Source organism: Pseudomonas sp. C8002, assembly GCF_013385765.1.
In the GTDB taxonomy this organism is placed as follows: Bacteria; Pseudomonadota; Gammaproteobacteria; order Pseudomonadales; family Pseudomonadaceae; genus Aquipseudomonas.
Genome location: NZ_JACAPJ010000008.1, coordinates 161,970 through 176,068, shown reverse-complemented (window position 1 = coordinate 176,068; position 14,099 = coordinate 161,970). Strand labels below are relative to the sequence as shown.

Below are 14,099 nucleotides of genomic sequence, written 5' to 3'. Positions count from 1 at the left end.
TTAGCGACCGCGAACCGCTTGTTCCAGCTCAGCGAAGCTTGGACGGTGCTTCGGATACAGAACCTTGCGCCCGAACTCCACTGCCAACGATGGCGGCATGCCGGAAGCCGAAGCCACCAGGCAGGCCTTGATGGCTTCGTACAGATTCACTTCTTCCTTGGCATCGTGGGCCAGGGACGTGGCCAGCGGGCCGAAGAAACCGTAGGCCGCGAGAATACCGAAGAAGGTACCTACCAGTGCCGCACCTACGTGCATGCCGATGGCTTTCTGGTCGCCTTCACCGAGGGAGGCCATGGTCACCACGATCCCAAGCACCGCGGCAACAATACCGAAACCGGGCATGCCGTCGGCGATGCCGGTCACGGCGTGGGATGGGTGCTCCAGCTCTTCCTTGAGGCTGAACAGTTCCATGTCGAACAGGCCTTCCAGCTCATGGGGCGCCATGTTGCCGGACGACATGATGCGCAGGTAATCACAGATGTAGGCGGTCATGCGCTCGTCTTTGAGCACGGCCGGGTACTTGGCGAAAATCGGGCTCGCCGCGGCGTCCTCAATGTCGCCTTCGATGGCCATCATGCCTTCGCGGCGGCTCTTGTTGAGGATCTCGTAGATCAGCCCCAGCACTTCCAGGTAGAAGGTGTGGGAGAAGCGCGAGCTGAACATGCCCAGCGACTTCTTGATCACGTGCATCGTCATGTAGCCGGGGTTGGCCTGCAGGAATGCGCCGAACGCCGCACCGCCGATAATCAGCACTTCGAAAGGCTGGATCAGCGCCGCAATCTTGCCGTGGGAAAGGACGTATCCGCCGAGCACGCTCGCGATGACGACGATGATGCCGATAATTTTAGCCATAGGGGATGAGTACTTGCGCCGTCGGGTTCAGGGTCATATTCGCAAGAGTTGAAAACTCTTGTTCTACTTATCGGCAAATCTGCGCCAGACTATAGCCCGTTATGGCGAAAAACCAGTTCGGCCCGTCCCGGGCGTGTTGACCGCAAGTGATGATCGCGCCCCAATCATGGCAAATGAAACGACAGTCCCAACTCAAAAACCCGCCACCCTCGCCGCTTGGATAAAGCGCCTGGACGATGTGCTGTTGCCTGTTCCACAGGCGAGCCACGACCGGGTTTGCAAGGCCATCGGCGACAACCGCAGTTCGTTGCGGGATATTGCAGAGCTGATGCAGAACAGCCCGGCGCTGGTGCTGAGCGTGATGCGCGAGGCCAACAACCAGGCCCACGGCAGCCTCGCGGAGCCGGCAGAAAACCTCGAAGTGGCGATCAATCGCCTCGGCCTCAAGCGCACCGAGGAGTTGCTGCGGCGCCTGCCTTCCGTGCCGCTGAATGAGATCCCCGTGGCCCTGCGCCAGCTGCAGATGATCAGCCAGCACGCTTCGCAACAAGCCAGCGGCCTGTTCGCCAGCCGCCTGGCGCGGTTGTGGCAAGACATTCACTGGGGCAGCCTGCTGTTCCTTTCGCCGCTGTGGCCGATGGCGATTGCCTATCCCAAGCTGCTGGAAGAATGGGAGCTGCGGGTGATTCACAAGGGCGAATCGGCACGCACAGTCGAACAGGAGCTGTTCGGCGTACGCCTGCTGGACCTGTGCCTCGGGTTGACCAACACCTGGCGCCTGCCGATCTGGGTATCCCAGGGTTATACGTTACTGCTGACGGAACAACGCTTGCTGGTCAAGGCGCTGAGCATTGCCCGTGAAGACGAGCCGTTGCGCCAACAGCAGTTGCTGGATGCCGACCCGAACCTGCGCCGCTGGCTGAACCAGCCGGCCAACACTGTGCTGTTGGCCAACGGCCTGGCGCTGGCGGCGCAGGAGTCCTGGACCTGCCCGCACACCCAGCGCTGGCAATACCTCACTGCGCTTTACCTGCAGCAACCGTTGGCCGAAGTGCAGCAACAGTCCCACCAACACGCGGCGATCAGCGCCCGCAGCACCCTGATGCGCGACCTGTGGCACCCGGCGCTGTCGTTGATCTGGCCATGGGATGTGCAGCGCGTTCACCACGGCTTGCTGCCGGCCCCCCCGCCCACCGCCGAGTCCCTGGCGATCTGGCGCAAGCGCTGCACCGAATTGCTCGTAGAGCCGAGCCGCTTTGCCAACGCCATGCACCTGACCACCTGCGCCAAGGAAGCCCTCGTGGCCTGCGGCATGCAACGGGTGATGCTGCTGATGGCGGACAAAACCTTGAGCACGCTACGTGTGCATCAAGTCGACGGCCTGCCGAAGGACGCCGACCACATGAGCCTCGACGTGGCGCAAAGCACCCTGCTGCAACGCCTGCTGGCCAAGTCCGCCCAGGTGCGCCTCAACCCCGACAACCACGCCCAGTTCTCGGCACTGCTGCCGCCGGAGCTGCGCCGCCTGTTCAAGGGCGAACACCTGCTGCTGCGCTCCCTGAGCTGCAATGGCCGGGTGGTGATGCTGATGGTGGCCGACCAGGGCGGCGGGCCGTTCTCGGAAACCACCGTGCAGGCCTTCGGCAAAACCGCCCAATGCATCGAAAAGGCCCTGCACAGCTTTACCAACCGCAGTGCCTGACGCTTGCGCTACAATCGCCCTCCCTTAGCGCCCAATTTTTATGCCCAGGAGACCTCACATGCCTGACTTCTCTGGCTTGCCGCTGGTCATCGAGGCCAGTGACCTGCTCGGTCGCCTCGATGCCGAACACCTGATCCTGGTGGACCTCACCAGCGCTGCGCGTTACGCCGAAGGGCATATCCCCGGCGCACGCTTCGTTGATCCAAAACGCACTCAACTGGGCCAGCCACCAGCGCCGGGCCTGCTGCCGGGCAAGGCCGATCTTGAAAAGCTGTTCGGCGAACTGGGCCACACCCCTGATGCCACCTACGTGGTGTATGACGACGAAGGCGGTGGCTGGGCCGGGCGATTCATCTGGATGCTCGACGTCATCGGCCACAAGAAATACCACTACCTCGACGGCGGCCTGCTGGCGTGGCTGGAAGAGAAACACCCAGTGTCCACCGAGGTACCGGCCAGCGCCGGCGGCCCGGTCAACCTGACGTTGCATGAAGAACCCACCGCCACCCGCGAATACCTGCAAAGCCGTCTCGGCGCTGCCGACCTCGGCATCTGGGACGCCCGTGGCCCGCTGGAATACTCCGGCGAGAAAGTCCTCGCGGCCAAGGGTGGACACATCCCGGGCGCGGTGAACTTCGAATGGACCGCCGGCATGGACAAGGCACGCCAACTGCGCATCCGCCGCGACATGCCGCAGATCCTCGAAGACCTCGGGCTGACCCGCGACAAAGAAATCATCACCCACTGCCAGACTCACCACCGTTCTGGCTTCACCTACCTGGTGGCCAAGGCGCTCGGTTATCCGCGAGTCAAAGGTTATGCCGGTTCCTGGGGCGAATGGGGCAACCACCCCGACACCCCCGTTGAGATTTAAGGTTTAAGGACAGTTAATGAAAAAGCAGTTGTTCATCCTCAGCCAGTACTTGCTGCCCCACCACCTGCTGTCGCGTCTGGCCGGTTGCATTGCCGAATGCCGCGTGCGCTGGTTCAAGAATGCGTTCACCAGCTGGTTTGCCAAGCGTTATCAAGTGGACATGTCCCAGGCCCTGGTTGAAGACGTGACCGCTTACGAGCACTTCAACGCCTTCTTCACCCGCGCACTGAAAGACGGTGCACGCCCGCTGGATCAGACCCCAGGCGCGGTGTTGAGCCCGGCCGATGGCGCGGTCAGCCAGTTGGGCCCGATTGAACATGGCCGGGTGTTCCAGGCCAAGGGCCACAGCTTCAGCGTGCTGGAATTGCTGGGCGGCGATGCGGCGGTGGCTGCGCCGTTCATGGGCGGCGATTTCGCCACTGTTTACCTGTCGCCGAAGGACTACCACCGGGTGCATATGCCATTGGCCGGCACCCTGCGGGAAATGGTTTATATCCCTGGCCGAATCTTCTCGGTGAACCAGACCACGGCCGAAAATGTGCCGGAACTGTTTGCGCGTAACGAGCGTGTTGCCTGCATCTTCGACACCGAACGCGGCCCGATGGCCGTGGTGCTGGTTGGCGCGATGATCGTGGCGTCGATTGAAACGGTTTGGGCAGGCTTGGTAACGCCGCCAAAACGCGAGCTGAAAACCTTCCGTTATGACGAAGCTGCCCGTGGGCCGATCCACCTGGAAAAAGGTGCGGAACTGGGGCGCTTCAAACTGGGTTCGACGGCAATCGTGCTGTTTGGGCCGGACCAGGTTCAATGGTCGGAAGCACTGCAGGCGGGGACGCCGGTGCAGATGGGCCAGGGCATGGGTTTGCCGAAAGCCTGACCTAGCGATCATTCCCACACTCCGCGTGGGAATGCATCCCGGGACGCTCCGCGTCCCAACCTCAAAATCGGACGCGGAGCGTCCAGGGCGGCGTTCCCACGCAGAGCGTGGGAACGATCTTCAGAGCTGACCGTCGCGATCGCGAAAGCCCAACAGGTACAACACGCCATCCAGCCCTAAAGTCGAAATCGCCTGCTTGGCCGATTGCTTGACCAGCGGCTTGGCCCGGAACGCCACACCCAACCCGGCAATCGCCAGCATCGGCAAGTCATTTGCCCCGTCGCCGACCGCAATGGTCTGCTCCAGACGCAACCCTTCCTTGTGTGCCAATTCCCGCAACAGGTCAGCCTTACGCTGTGCGTCGACAATCGGCTCCACGGCCACACCCGTCACCTTGCCGTCCACCACTTCCAGCTCGTTGGCGAACACATAGTCGATACCCAGCTTGGCCTGCAATTGCTTGGCGAAGTAGGTGAAACCGCCCGACAGGATCGCGGTCTTGTAGCCCAGGCGCTTGAGTTCGGCGAACAGGGTTTCGGCGCCTTCGGTCAGGCGCAGCGAGGCGCCGATGGAGTCCAGCACGCTGACGTCGAGGCCTTTGAGCAGCGCCAGGCGCTCCTTGAAGCTGGCTCGGAAATCCAGCTCACCAGCCATCGCACGCTCGGTAATTTCCGAAACCTGCTCGCCTACACCGGCAGCCTTGGCCAATTCGTCGATGACTTCGGCTTCGATCAGCGTCGAGTCCATGTCGAACACCGCCAGGCGGCGATTGCGGCGGAACAGCGAGTCTTCCTGGAAGGCGATATCGACATTCAGCTCCTGGGCAACGCTCAGGAATTCGGCACGCAGGGCCTGAGGATCTGCCGGCTCACCGCGTACGGAGAACTCGATGCAGCCCTTGCCCTTGTCTGCTGGCGTGTCCAACGGCATACGACCCGACAGACGGTCAATATGGTCGATATTCAAACCGTACTGAGCCGTGATCGAACTGACACGCTGCAATTGCTCGGCCGTCACCTTGCGAGTCAACAGCGTCACGATGTGGCGTTTTTTGCCCTGGCCGGCCACCCAGCTCTGGTAATCCTCTTCGGACACCGGGGTGAAACGCACCTGCTGATCGAGCTTATACGCCGTAAACAGTATGTCCTTGAGCACGGACGAGGCCTGCTCGGTGCTGGGAATTTCCACCAGGATGCCGAACGACAGCGTGTCGTGAATCACCGCCTGGCCGATGTCGAGAATGTTCACACCACCCTGGGCCAGAACACCGGTAATGGCTGCAGTGAGACCCGGACGGTCCTCACCTGTGATGTTAATCAGGACAATTTCGCGCAAAGCGCACCCCCGAGCTGGAAAAAAACCGCATTCTACCCACTTTCAGTGACCATCGGGCACAGCCAGCGCTTTGCCGGTCTTGGGCCTGTCGCTATACTGCGCGTCAACTTCACGGACTAAAGAGCCGAGCTTAAGTGAACCGGCCCACGCCAGTAAAAACCGATAACTTCTTCCTGCTGATCTTCCGGGCACTGCGCCACCGCCGTGTACCGATCGCATTACGCATCGCCAGCCATAACGTGATCCTGGTCGCCCTGGCCCTGGTCATCTACGCCTGCGTGATGGGTTTGCAGTTCAAGCAGGCCATGCACGAGCAAGCCGACGCTTTGGGCGAGAGCCTGACCACCCAGACCGCCACCTCGGCGACTGAGTTGTTGGTGTCCAACGACATCCTCAGCCTCAACGTGCTGCTCAACAACCTGACCAAGAACCCGCTGGTGGCCCACGCCGCTATCTATAGCGTGGACAACCGGATCATGGCCGAAGCCGGGCAACGCCCGAAAAACGGCCTGCTGGGTGAAGCCGAAGGCCTGTACCAGAGCAATATCACGTTTCAGGACGTGAAGGCCGGCCAACTGCGCATCAGCCTGGACATGCAACAGTTCCAGCAGCCGATGACCATCAGCCTGCAAAGCATGGGTATCTTGAGTGCGATCCTGCTGGCACTGTCCCTGGCCTTGAGCCTGCGCCTGGGCCGGCATATCTCCACGCCACTGATGCAACTGCGCATCTGGCTGCGGGATATCGATGAACACACCCCGGCCACCGACCGCCAGGACGAAATCGGCGACCTCGCCCGCCAACTGCACACCAGCTTCGCGCCGGAGCCCGTAGTGCCCGAGGTTGAACCCGAGCCCGAGTTCGACGACACCGACTACGAAGACGACGAGCCCGAGTTTGAAGTGCGCAACCTGCGGGACCCGAGCTTCGACGAGTCTGCGCCGGTGGCGGCCCAAAAGCCGGCGACCCGTCATGTGATCAAGGCAGAAGAAGACGAACTGGACGAAGAAGACCCGTTCGCCGATCTTCGCGATACTTCAGTGCCAACCGCTCCTGCTGTGCAGCCTGCTCCGGTGCGCAGCACCCAGCCCCAGCACAGCGCCGTATTGGCCGTGCAACTGGGCGCACAGGATCAACTGCGTCGCTTGCCGCGGGCACGCCTGACCGAGCTGCTGGAACGTTATCGTGACTGCCTCGACCAGGCGGCCTCGCTGTATCAGAGCGAACTGCACACCCTGAACGACGGCAGCACCTTGATGCTGTTCCACAGCGAAGACAGCGGCGAAGACTACCTGACCAACGCCATCTGCTGCGGTGAACTGCTGCGGGCCCTGGGCCATGCGCTGCAAATCGAAGTGGCCGACAGCGGCATCACCCTGCAACTGCAATTGGGCCTGACGGTGGGCGACGATCTGTATGGCATGAGCCAGATCGATCTGCTCCTGACCGAGATTGCCCAGGATGCGCTGGCCTTGTCGCAACACAGCCGCAACCTGCTGCTGGTGGAACGCAAGATCAGTGACGACGTGCTGATTCGCCAGCGTGCGCGGATCCGCCCGATTGCCAGCCCTGAAGGTGCGTGCTGTGTGGAGCGGTTGATGGAGCCTTACCCGTCGATGCTTGAGCGCCAGCTGGCGCGGATGCATGAGACGCGGGCGAAGAACTAAAGAACAACGCAAATCAATGTGGGAGCGGGCTTGCTCGCGAAAGCGGCCTGTCAGTCAGCCTATGTATCGACTGATCCGCCGCCTTCGCGAGCAAGCCCGCTCCCACATTAGATCTGCGTACCGCTCAAATCCCGCACAAACAAAAGGCCCGCTCATCAGCGGGCCTTTTTGTTGGTCTGTATTCAGGTCAGAACCTGAACACTTCCATATCGGTGCGAATCGGCACGGCCATCGGCATCTTCGGCTTCTCCGGTGCCGCAGCCTTGGGCTGCGCCGGGGCTTGTTTGCGTGGCGCTTCTGCCACCGCTGGCTGATTGGCCAATGGTTTGAGGGCCACCGACAGCTGGTCAGCCAAACGTTGCAGCAACACACCCTGGGCCTGGACCTGGGACGCGGTGCTGCCGCTGTGCTCTTCCTGCAAGTGCACGATGCGGTTATCCCGCACCTGGCCACGACGGTCAATCAGGCGCCATTGCGCGTCGAGGATAGCGGGCTGCGAAACACCCGAGTCCAGTCGCGTAATGGTCAGCAACACCTGTACGTCCGGGGCAAAACCCAACGGCGCCGGCGCCAATACCACACGCTGGCTGTCCAGGTGGCCAGCCACCTGGCGCAACATCAACTGATTGATGTCGGACGAAAGGCTACCGGCCCAGCGGCCATCGGTGGAACCTTGCAGGCTGCCGTCGTTCTGACGTTGCAGCAGGGTTTCACGTTGCAGATAGTCGGCCACTACAACAGGGCCAAGCAATACAGCCATGCCGGCACTTTGTGCAGGCTGAGCCGGACTTCCACTGTCCAGCTGATACAGCGACACCGGTTGGTGTGTGCTGCAACCCGCCAGGCCCAAAAGGCCAGCGAGCAACAAAAATAAAGGAAGGCGCGGAGCAGTCATCATCCCATCCAGGTGGCTGCCACAAGGCGAACCACAATGTAATACTCAAAAATAACCTGTACGCGCTCAGCCACGCCGGCGCTGGAAAGGCCATATCATCCGTGAATATGCGCCATGACTCCAGCGCGAAAGCGTCGATCTACGGGTTAAATCGTAGATCGGGCGCTCTATATCGCCTTAAACGGGCGTTTCCACCAGTAAAGCGTCCACTCGCTGGAAGCCGCGCGGCAGTTTATTGCCACGACGACCCCGCTCACCCTTGTAGTGCTCGAGGTCGTCAGGGCGCAGTGACAACGTGCGCTTGCCGGCCTGCAACACCAGGGTCGAGCCTTCCGGGATCACGGCGATGTCGGTCACGTACTCTTCGCGACTGGCCACCCGCTCCCCGGGAATACCAATGATCTTGTTGCCCTTGCCTTTGCCCAACTGCGGCAAATCGCTGATCTTGAACACCAGCAGGCGCCCTTCGGTCGTCACCGACGCCAGCCAGTTGCCTTCACGGTCTTCCACCGGACGCGGCAGGATCACCTTGGCGTTGTTCGGCAGGCTCAACAACGCCTTGCCCGCCTTGTTCTTGGCCTGCAGGTCTTCACCCTTGACCACGAACCCATAGCCCGCATCGGAAGCGATGACGTACAACGAGTCATCGTCCGGCAGCAGCACGCACTCAAAATTCGCACCCGGCGGCGGTGTCAGGCGTCCGGTCAATGGCTCGCCCTGCCCCCGCGCCGATGGCAAGGTGTGCGCCGGCACCGAGTAACTGCGACCGGTGGAGTCGATAAACACCGCAAACTGGTTGGAACGCCCCGCCGCCGCGGTTTTGAAACCGTCGCCAGCCTTGTAAGACAGGCCGGTGGCGTCAATATCATGCCCTTTGGCTGAGCGAACCCAACCCTTTTCCGACAGAACGACGGTAATTTTCTCGTTGGGCAGCAGCTCGGTTTCGGTCAGGGCCTTGGCTTCGGCGCGCTCGACAATCGGCGAGCGGCGGTCGTCGCCATAGGTTTCGGCGTCCTTGATCAGCTCGGTGCGCACCAGCTTCTTCAGCTTGGCCTCGCTGCCCAGCAGGGCCTGGAGCTTGGCTTGTTCCTTGAGCAGCGCGTCCTGTTCGTCCCGCAGCTTCATCTCTTCCAGTCGCGCCAACTGACGCAGACGGGTGTCGAGGATGTAGTCGGCCTGGATTTCGCTGAGTTCGAAGCGCGCGATCAGCTCGGCCTTCGGGTGCTCGGCGGTACGGATGATATGGATCACTTCATCCAGGTTGAGGTAAGCGATCAGCAAGCCGTCCAACAGGTGCAGGCGGCGTTCGACCTTGTCCAGGCGGAATTGCAGGCGGCGACGCACGGTCTGCACCCGGAATTCCAGCCATTCCACCAGCAAAGCCCGCAGGTTCTTCAACTGCGGCTTGCCGTCCAGGCCAATGATGTTGATGTTGACCCGATAGCTGGACTCCAGCTCGGTGCTGGCGAACAGATGCTGCATCAGCACTTCATGGTCGACCCGGCTGTTGGTCGGGATGATCACGATGCGGCACGGGTTTTCGTGGTCGGACTCGTCACGTAGGTCGGCGACTTGCGGCAGCTTCGACGGCTTGGCCTGCATCAGCGCGGCAATCTGCTCCAGCACCTTGGCCCCGGATACCTGATGCGGCAGCGCGGTGACGATGATGTCGCCGTCTTCGATGTGGTACACGGCGCGCATGCGCACCGAACCTTTACCGGTCTGGTAGATTTTCAGCAGGTCGGCGCGAGGCGTGATGATTTCTGCTTCGGTCGGGTAATCCGGGCCCTGGATATGCTCGCAGAGCTGTTCGACGGTAGCCTTCGGCTCATCCAGCAGGCGCACGCAGGCGCTGGCCACTTCCCGCAGGTTGTGGGGCGGTACGTCAGTGGCCATGCCCACGGCGATGCCCGTGGTGCCATTGAGCAGGATATTCGGCAAACGTGCCGGCAACACCAGCGGCTCGTCGAGGGTGCCGTCAAAGTTCGGGCCCCAGTTGGCCGTGCCCTGGCCCAGTTCGCTGAGCAGCACTTCCGAATACCGCGACAGACGCGCTTCGGTGTAACGCATGGCGGCGAAGGACTTCGGATCATCCGGCGCACCCCAGTTACCCTGGCCGTCCACCAGCGTGTAGCGGTAGCTGAACGGCTGGGCCATCAGCACCATGGCTTCGTAGCACGCCGAGTCGCCGTGAGGGTGGAATTTACCGAGCACGTCACCGACGGTACGCGCCGACTTCTTGTGCTTGGAGTCAGCGTCCAGGCCCAACTCACTCATCGCATAGATAATGCGCCGCTGTACGGGCTTCAGGCCGTCGCCGATATGCGGCAAGGCACGGTCCATGATCACGTACATGGAGTAGTTGAGGTAGGCATTTTCGGTGAAGTCAGCCAGCGACCGGCGTTCAACGCCATCTAAGCTGTCTGCAAGGATGTCACTCATGCGGGCCTCATCATTGTTTGGTCTGGCGCAGCAGCAAAGTGCCGCTGCGCTGGGTAAATTCAAGTTGTTTCAATGCACTCATGCCCAGCAATACCTGTTCATCGCCCAAACCCGGTACCACGATGGCGCGCACGTCCCGAAGGACGATATCGCCCAGTTGCAGACGGCCCAACTCGGTCCGAAAGCCCTGGGTTCGTCCGTTGGCCGTACTCACGCCAACCGGCATGCCGCGTTCAAGCCCGAGACGGTCGGCCAATTCAGCCGGAACCGCCACGTCGGTGGCCCCGGTGTCGAGCATGAACTGCACCGGCTTGCCGTTGATCTGGCCAGTGGCGACAAAATGCCCTTGGCCGTTGCCCAGCAGTTTTACTTCGATATAACCCTCGTGCTGCTCCGAGGTCACCACGGCATTGGGGTTTTCCTGTCGCGCCTCCCACTGCCCAAAAAATCGTGTCGCCAAAAACAGGCCGGCGCCCCACGCGACGAACATCAACACACGCCCGGCGCGCTTGCCGGGTGGTTGCGCACTCATGGCTTGGCGCTCCAGCCACCCGCAGGGGCGGCGAAACGATAGACCACCGGCCGCTTTTCGCCATCGGCGCGGGCACCGAAGTTGTTGTCGATGCCGATCCAGGCACCGTCAGCGTCCACCACCAAGGCTTCGGCCAATCCATAGGCCTGGGCATAACGCCGATTCGGCGTCAGCGCTTCATCGGCAAACGACCAGCACAACTCCACCTGGGCCGTGACCGCATCCCGGCGACACACCTGAAACGCATTGCGCTCCAGGGTAAACAGCTTGCCATTGAACAGCGCCAGGTCGGCAAAGTCCTTGGACACCGCCTTGGCGCCCGGAAACTGCGCCGGCTGCATCTCCTGGCCGGCCTCGCTCAGCAATACACAAGGGCCGTCACAATCCCAGAGGGTTTGCGGGCGCTTGATGGAGATCAACCCGCGCCGCTCACGCTCTGCTGCGAGCCAGATTTGATTGCCTTCCGGGTTCACCACGATGCCTTCAAACAGCGCGTTGAAGTGCAGCAACATGCCACTGGCCCGAGCTTCGCGAACCATGCCCGGGGCGATCTTCAGCCACTCCGTTTCACCGTGTTCTGAGGAGAAAGGCACCCTGAGAACCGCCGCGTGGGCTTCGCTGACAATGTAACGGTTACCCGCCGCATCGCAGCTGATGCCTTCAAAATCCAGATCACCACCGCGAATCAACGAAGCCGCCTTGGTGCGTGAGCGCAGGCCAAAGGGCAAACCCGACGCCGGCACCGGCGGCACATCAATCCCGTATGTCTCTGCTTTCCAGACGTCACCGGCGGTATCGAGCCGGTAGATCTGGTCGTCATCGCGATCGGAGACTGTCCACAATTCGCTACCGCATAAGGCCAGGCCCGACAGGTTACCGCCGCGCATGCCTTCCACCGGGTGTTCCGCCAACAGCTTCAGCTCAGCCACGGGCGCCGCGACCACCGAGGTGGTCGCCAACCCGCTCAACAACAGAATCGCCAGGGCGAAACCGCTGCGCATCAGCCCAGAACCTCGGCCAGGTTGCCCTTGGACTCCAGCCAGTTCTTGCGATCCGGCGCGCGTTTCTTCGCCAGCAACATGTCCATCATTTCCGAGGTGGCGGCGAAATCTTCCAGGGTCAACTGCACCAGGCGCCGAGTGTTCGGGTCCATGGTGGTTTCCCGCAGCTGCGGCGGGTTCATCTCACCCAGGCCCTTGAATCGGGTGACCTGCGGCTTGCCGCGTTTCTTCTCGGCCACCAGGCGGTCGAGAATGCCATCGCGCTCGGCTTCGTCCAGGGCGTAGAAAATCTCTTTGCCCAGGTCGATGCGGTACAGCGGCGGCATGGCGACATAGACGTGACCGGCATCCACCAATGGGCGGAAGTGCTGGACGAACAGTGCACAGAGCAAGGTCGCAATGTGCAAGCCGTCGGAGTCGGCGTCGGCGAGGATGCAGATCTTGCCGTAGCGCAGCTGACTCATGTCCGCCGCGCCCGGGTCGACACCGATGGCCACGGCAATGTTGTGCACTTCCTGGCTGGCCAGTACTTCGCTGCCATCGACTTCCCAGGTGTTTAGAATCTTGCCGCGCAGGGGCAGGATCGCCTGGAATTCCTTGTCCCGCGCTTGCTTGGCGGAACCGCCGGCAGAATCACCTTCCACCAGGAACAGCTCGGAGCGCATCGGGTCTTGCCCGGCGCAGTCCGCCAGCTTGCCAGGCAGTGCCGGCCCCTGGGTAATGCGCTTGCGTTCGACTTTCTTGCTGGCCTTCAGGCGACGGCCGGCGTTGTTGATCGCCAGCTCCGCCAGGGCCAGGCCCAATTCAGGGTGTTCGTTGAGCCACAGGCTGAAGGCATCCTTGACCACCCCGGAGACGAACGCCGCTGCCTCACGGGACGACAGGCGCTCCTTGGTCTGGCCGGAGAATTGCGGCTCCTGCATTTTCATCGACAGGACGAACGCGATCCGCTCCCAGACGTCTTCCGGCGCCAGCTTCACGCCGCGCGGCAGCAGGCTGCGGTATTCGCAGAATTCGCGCATGGCATCCAGCAAGCCCTGGCGCAAACCGTTGACGTGGGTACCGCCCTGGGCCGTCGGGATCAGGTTGACGTAGCTTTCCTGGACGCTGTCGCCACCTTCCGGCAGCCACAACAAGGCCCAGTCCACGGCTTCTTTATTACCCGCCAGGCTGCCGCAGAACGGCTCGTTCGGCAGGCGCTCGAATTCGCTGACAGAGTCTTCCAGGTAGGAACGCAGGCCGTCTTCGTAATGCCACTCGACCTTTTCGCCGGTGCCTTTGTCTTCAAAGCTGACCAGCAGGCCCGGGCACAGCACAGCCTTGGCCTTGAGCACATGCTTGAGGCGGCTGATGGAGAATTTGGGTGAATCGAAGTATTTCGGGTCCGGCGCGAAGTACACGCTGGTGCCGGTGTTGCGCTTGCCGACGGTGCCGATCACTTCCAGGTCGGTGGCCTTGTAGCCATCGGCGAAAGTCATCTGATACTCGTTGCCGTCGCGCTTGACCTTGACCCGTACGTGGTTCGACAGGGCGTTGACCACGGAAATACCCACACCGTGCAAGCCACCGGAGAACTGGTAGTTCTTGTTGGAGAACTTGCCGCCGGCGTGCAGCTTGGTGAGGATCAGCTCGACGCCCGACACACCCTCTTCCGGGTGAATGTCCACCGGCATGCCACGACCGTCGTCGGACACTTCCAGGGAATGGTCGGCGTGAAGGATGACTTGTACCGACTTGGCGTGCCCGGCCAAGGCTTCGTCGACGCTGTTGTCGATGACTTCCTGGGCAAGGTGGTTCGGCCGACTGGTGTCGGTGTACATGCCGGGGCGTTTGCGCACCGGGTCGAGGCCCGAGAGGACTTCGATGGCGTCGGCGTTATAAGAGCTAGCGCTGGGAGTGGCCATGGGGTCTCGTCGTGAGTC

11 protein-coding genes are annotated in these 14,099 nt (G+C 61.8%); 4 read left to right on the top strand and 7 right to left on the bottom strand.

Annotation, left to right across the window (positions count from 1 at the left end; genetic code table 11):
* On the bottom strand, positions 1 to 852 hold the full coding sequence (motA, locus tag HX814_RS14550) for a flagellar motor stator protein MotA (protein ID WP_003217532.1): 852 nt from the start codon (positions 850 to 852) through the stop codon (positions 1 to 3).
* 166 nt (positions 853 to 1,018) lie between these two features.
* Between motA and HX814_RS14545 the strand changes: the two genes are divergently transcribed.
* The 3 genes from HX814_RS14545 to asd are packed head-to-tail and all read left to right on the top strand — an operon-like array spanning position 1,019 to position 4,305.
* A complete protein-coding gene (locus HX814_RS14545) occupies positions 1,019 to 2,554 on the top strand; it encodes an HDOD domain-containing protein (protein WP_003217533.1) in 1,536 nt (511 codons plus the stop codon).
* 58 nt (positions 2,555 to 2,612) lie between these two features.
* Positions 2,613 to 3,428 (top strand): rhodanese-like domain-containing protein, encoded by an 816-nt coding sequence (locus HX814_RS14540; RefSeq protein WP_177008314.1) that lies wholly within the window; start codon positions 2,613 to 2,615, stop codon positions 3,426 to 3,428.
* Positions 3,429 to 3,444: 16 nt separating this feature from the next.
* The gene (gene asd, locus HX814_RS14535; protein ID WP_003217535.1) at positions 3,445 to 4,305 is read left to right on the top strand and encodes an archaetidylserine decarboxylase; all 861 of its coding nucleotides are present in this window, start codon (positions 3,445 to 3,447) and stop codon (positions 4,303 to 4,305) included.
* A 120-nt stretch (positions 4,306 to 4,425) separates the two neighbouring features.
* Here asd and serB read toward each other — a convergent pair whose 3' ends face one another.
* Positions 4,426 to 5,640, bottom strand: coding sequence for a phosphoserine phosphatase SerB (gene serB, locus HX814_RS14530; protein ID WP_003217536.1), 1,215 nt, complete (start codon positions 5,638 to 5,640; stop codon positions 4,426 to 4,428).
* Between the two features lie 134 nt (positions 5,641 to 5,774).
* On the opposite strand from serB, the gene HX814_RS14525 reads away from it, so the two are divergent.
* A complete protein-coding gene (locus HX814_RS14525) occupies positions 5,775 to 7,307 on the top strand; it encodes an AhpA/YtjB family protein (protein WP_008439111.1) in 1,533 nt (510 codons plus the stop codon).
* Between the two features lie 187 nt (positions 7,308 to 7,494).
* Here the strand turns inward: HX814_RS14525 and HX814_RS14520 are convergent, their stop codons facing one another.
* The 5 genes from HX814_RS14520 to parE all read right to left on the bottom strand — a co-directional run bounded on the left by HX814_RS14520 (position 7,495) and on the right by parE (position 14,081).
* Positions 7,495 to 8,202, bottom strand: coding sequence for a membrane integrity-associated transporter subunit PqiC (locus HX814_RS14520; RefSeq protein WP_003217538.1), 708 nt, complete (start codon positions 8,200 to 8,202; stop codon positions 7,495 to 7,497).
* 177 nt (positions 8,203 to 8,379) lie between these two features.
* The gene (gene parC / locus HX814_RS14515; protein ID WP_003217539.1) at positions 8,380 to 10,644 is read right to left on the bottom strand and encodes a DNA topoisomerase IV subunit A; all 2,265 of its coding nucleotides are present in this window, start codon (positions 10,642 to 10,644) and stop codon (positions 8,380 to 8,382) included.
* Between the two features lie 10 nt (positions 10,645 to 10,654).
* Complete coding sequence (locus HX814_RS14510; RefSeq protein WP_008439113.1) at positions 10,655 to 11,176, bottom strand: TIGR02281 family clan AA aspartic protease; 522 nt, start codon at positions 11,174 to 11,176, stop codon at positions 10,655 to 10,657.
* Positions 11,173 to 12,177 carry an esterase-like activity of phytase family protein gene (locus tag HX814_RS14505; RefSeq protein WP_177008313.1) on the bottom strand — a complete coding sequence of 335 codons (1,005 nt, stop codon included), beginning with the start codon at positions 12,175 to 12,177 and terminating at the stop codon, positions 11,173 to 11,175. The genes HX814_RS14510 and HX814_RS14505 overlap by 4 nt, the downstream gene beginning before the upstream one ends.
* Positions 12,177 to 14,081: a DNA topoisomerase IV subunit B gene (parE, locus tag HX814_RS14500; RefSeq protein WP_003209518.1), complete on the bottom strand. Its 1,905-nt coding sequence runs from the start codon at positions 14,079 to 14,081 to the stop codon at positions 12,177 to 12,179. Before parE ends, HX814_RS14505 begins: the two co-directional genes overlap by 1 nt.
* Between the last annotated feature and the right edge of the window lie 18 nt (positions 14,082 to 14,099).

Excerpts from the sequence above, each read along its gene's own strand:
- HX814_RS14510 (WP_008439113.1), bottom strand. The coding sequence starts at position 11,176 with ATGAGTGCGCAACCACCCGGCAAGCGCGCCGGGCGTGTGTTGATGTTC.
- HX814_RS14505 (WP_177008313.1), bottom strand. The coding sequence starts at position 12,177 with ATGCGCAGCGGTTTCGCCCTGGCGATTCTGTTGTTGAGCGGGTTGGCG.
- HX814_RS14540 (WP_177008314.1), top strand. The coding sequence starts at position 2,613 with ATGCCTGACTTCTCTGGCTTGCCGCTGGTCATCGAGGCCAGTGACCTG.
- HX814_RS14545 (WP_003217533.1), top strand. The coding sequence starts at position 1,019 with ATGGCAAATGAAACGACAGTCCCAACTCAAAAACCCGCCACCCTCGCC.
- HX814_RS14520 (WP_003217538.1), bottom strand. The coding sequence starts at position 8,202 with ATGACTGCTCCGCGCCTTCCTTTATTTTTGTTGCTCGCTGGCCTTTTG.
- motA (WP_003217532.1), bottom strand. The coding sequence starts at position 852 with ATGGCTAAAATTATCGGCATCATCGTCGTCATCGCGAGCGTGCTCGGC.
- parC (WP_003217539.1), bottom strand. The coding sequence starts at position 10,644 with ATGAGTGACATCCTTGCAGACAGCTTAGATGGCGTTGAACGCCGGTCG.
- asd (WP_003217535.1), top strand. The coding sequence starts at position 3,445 with ATGAAAAAGCAGTTGTTCATCCTCAGCCAGTACTTGCTGCCCCACCAC.
- parE (WP_003209518.1), bottom strand. The coding sequence starts at position 14,081 with ATGGCCACTCCCAGCGCTAGCTCTTATAACGCCGACGCCATCGAAGTC.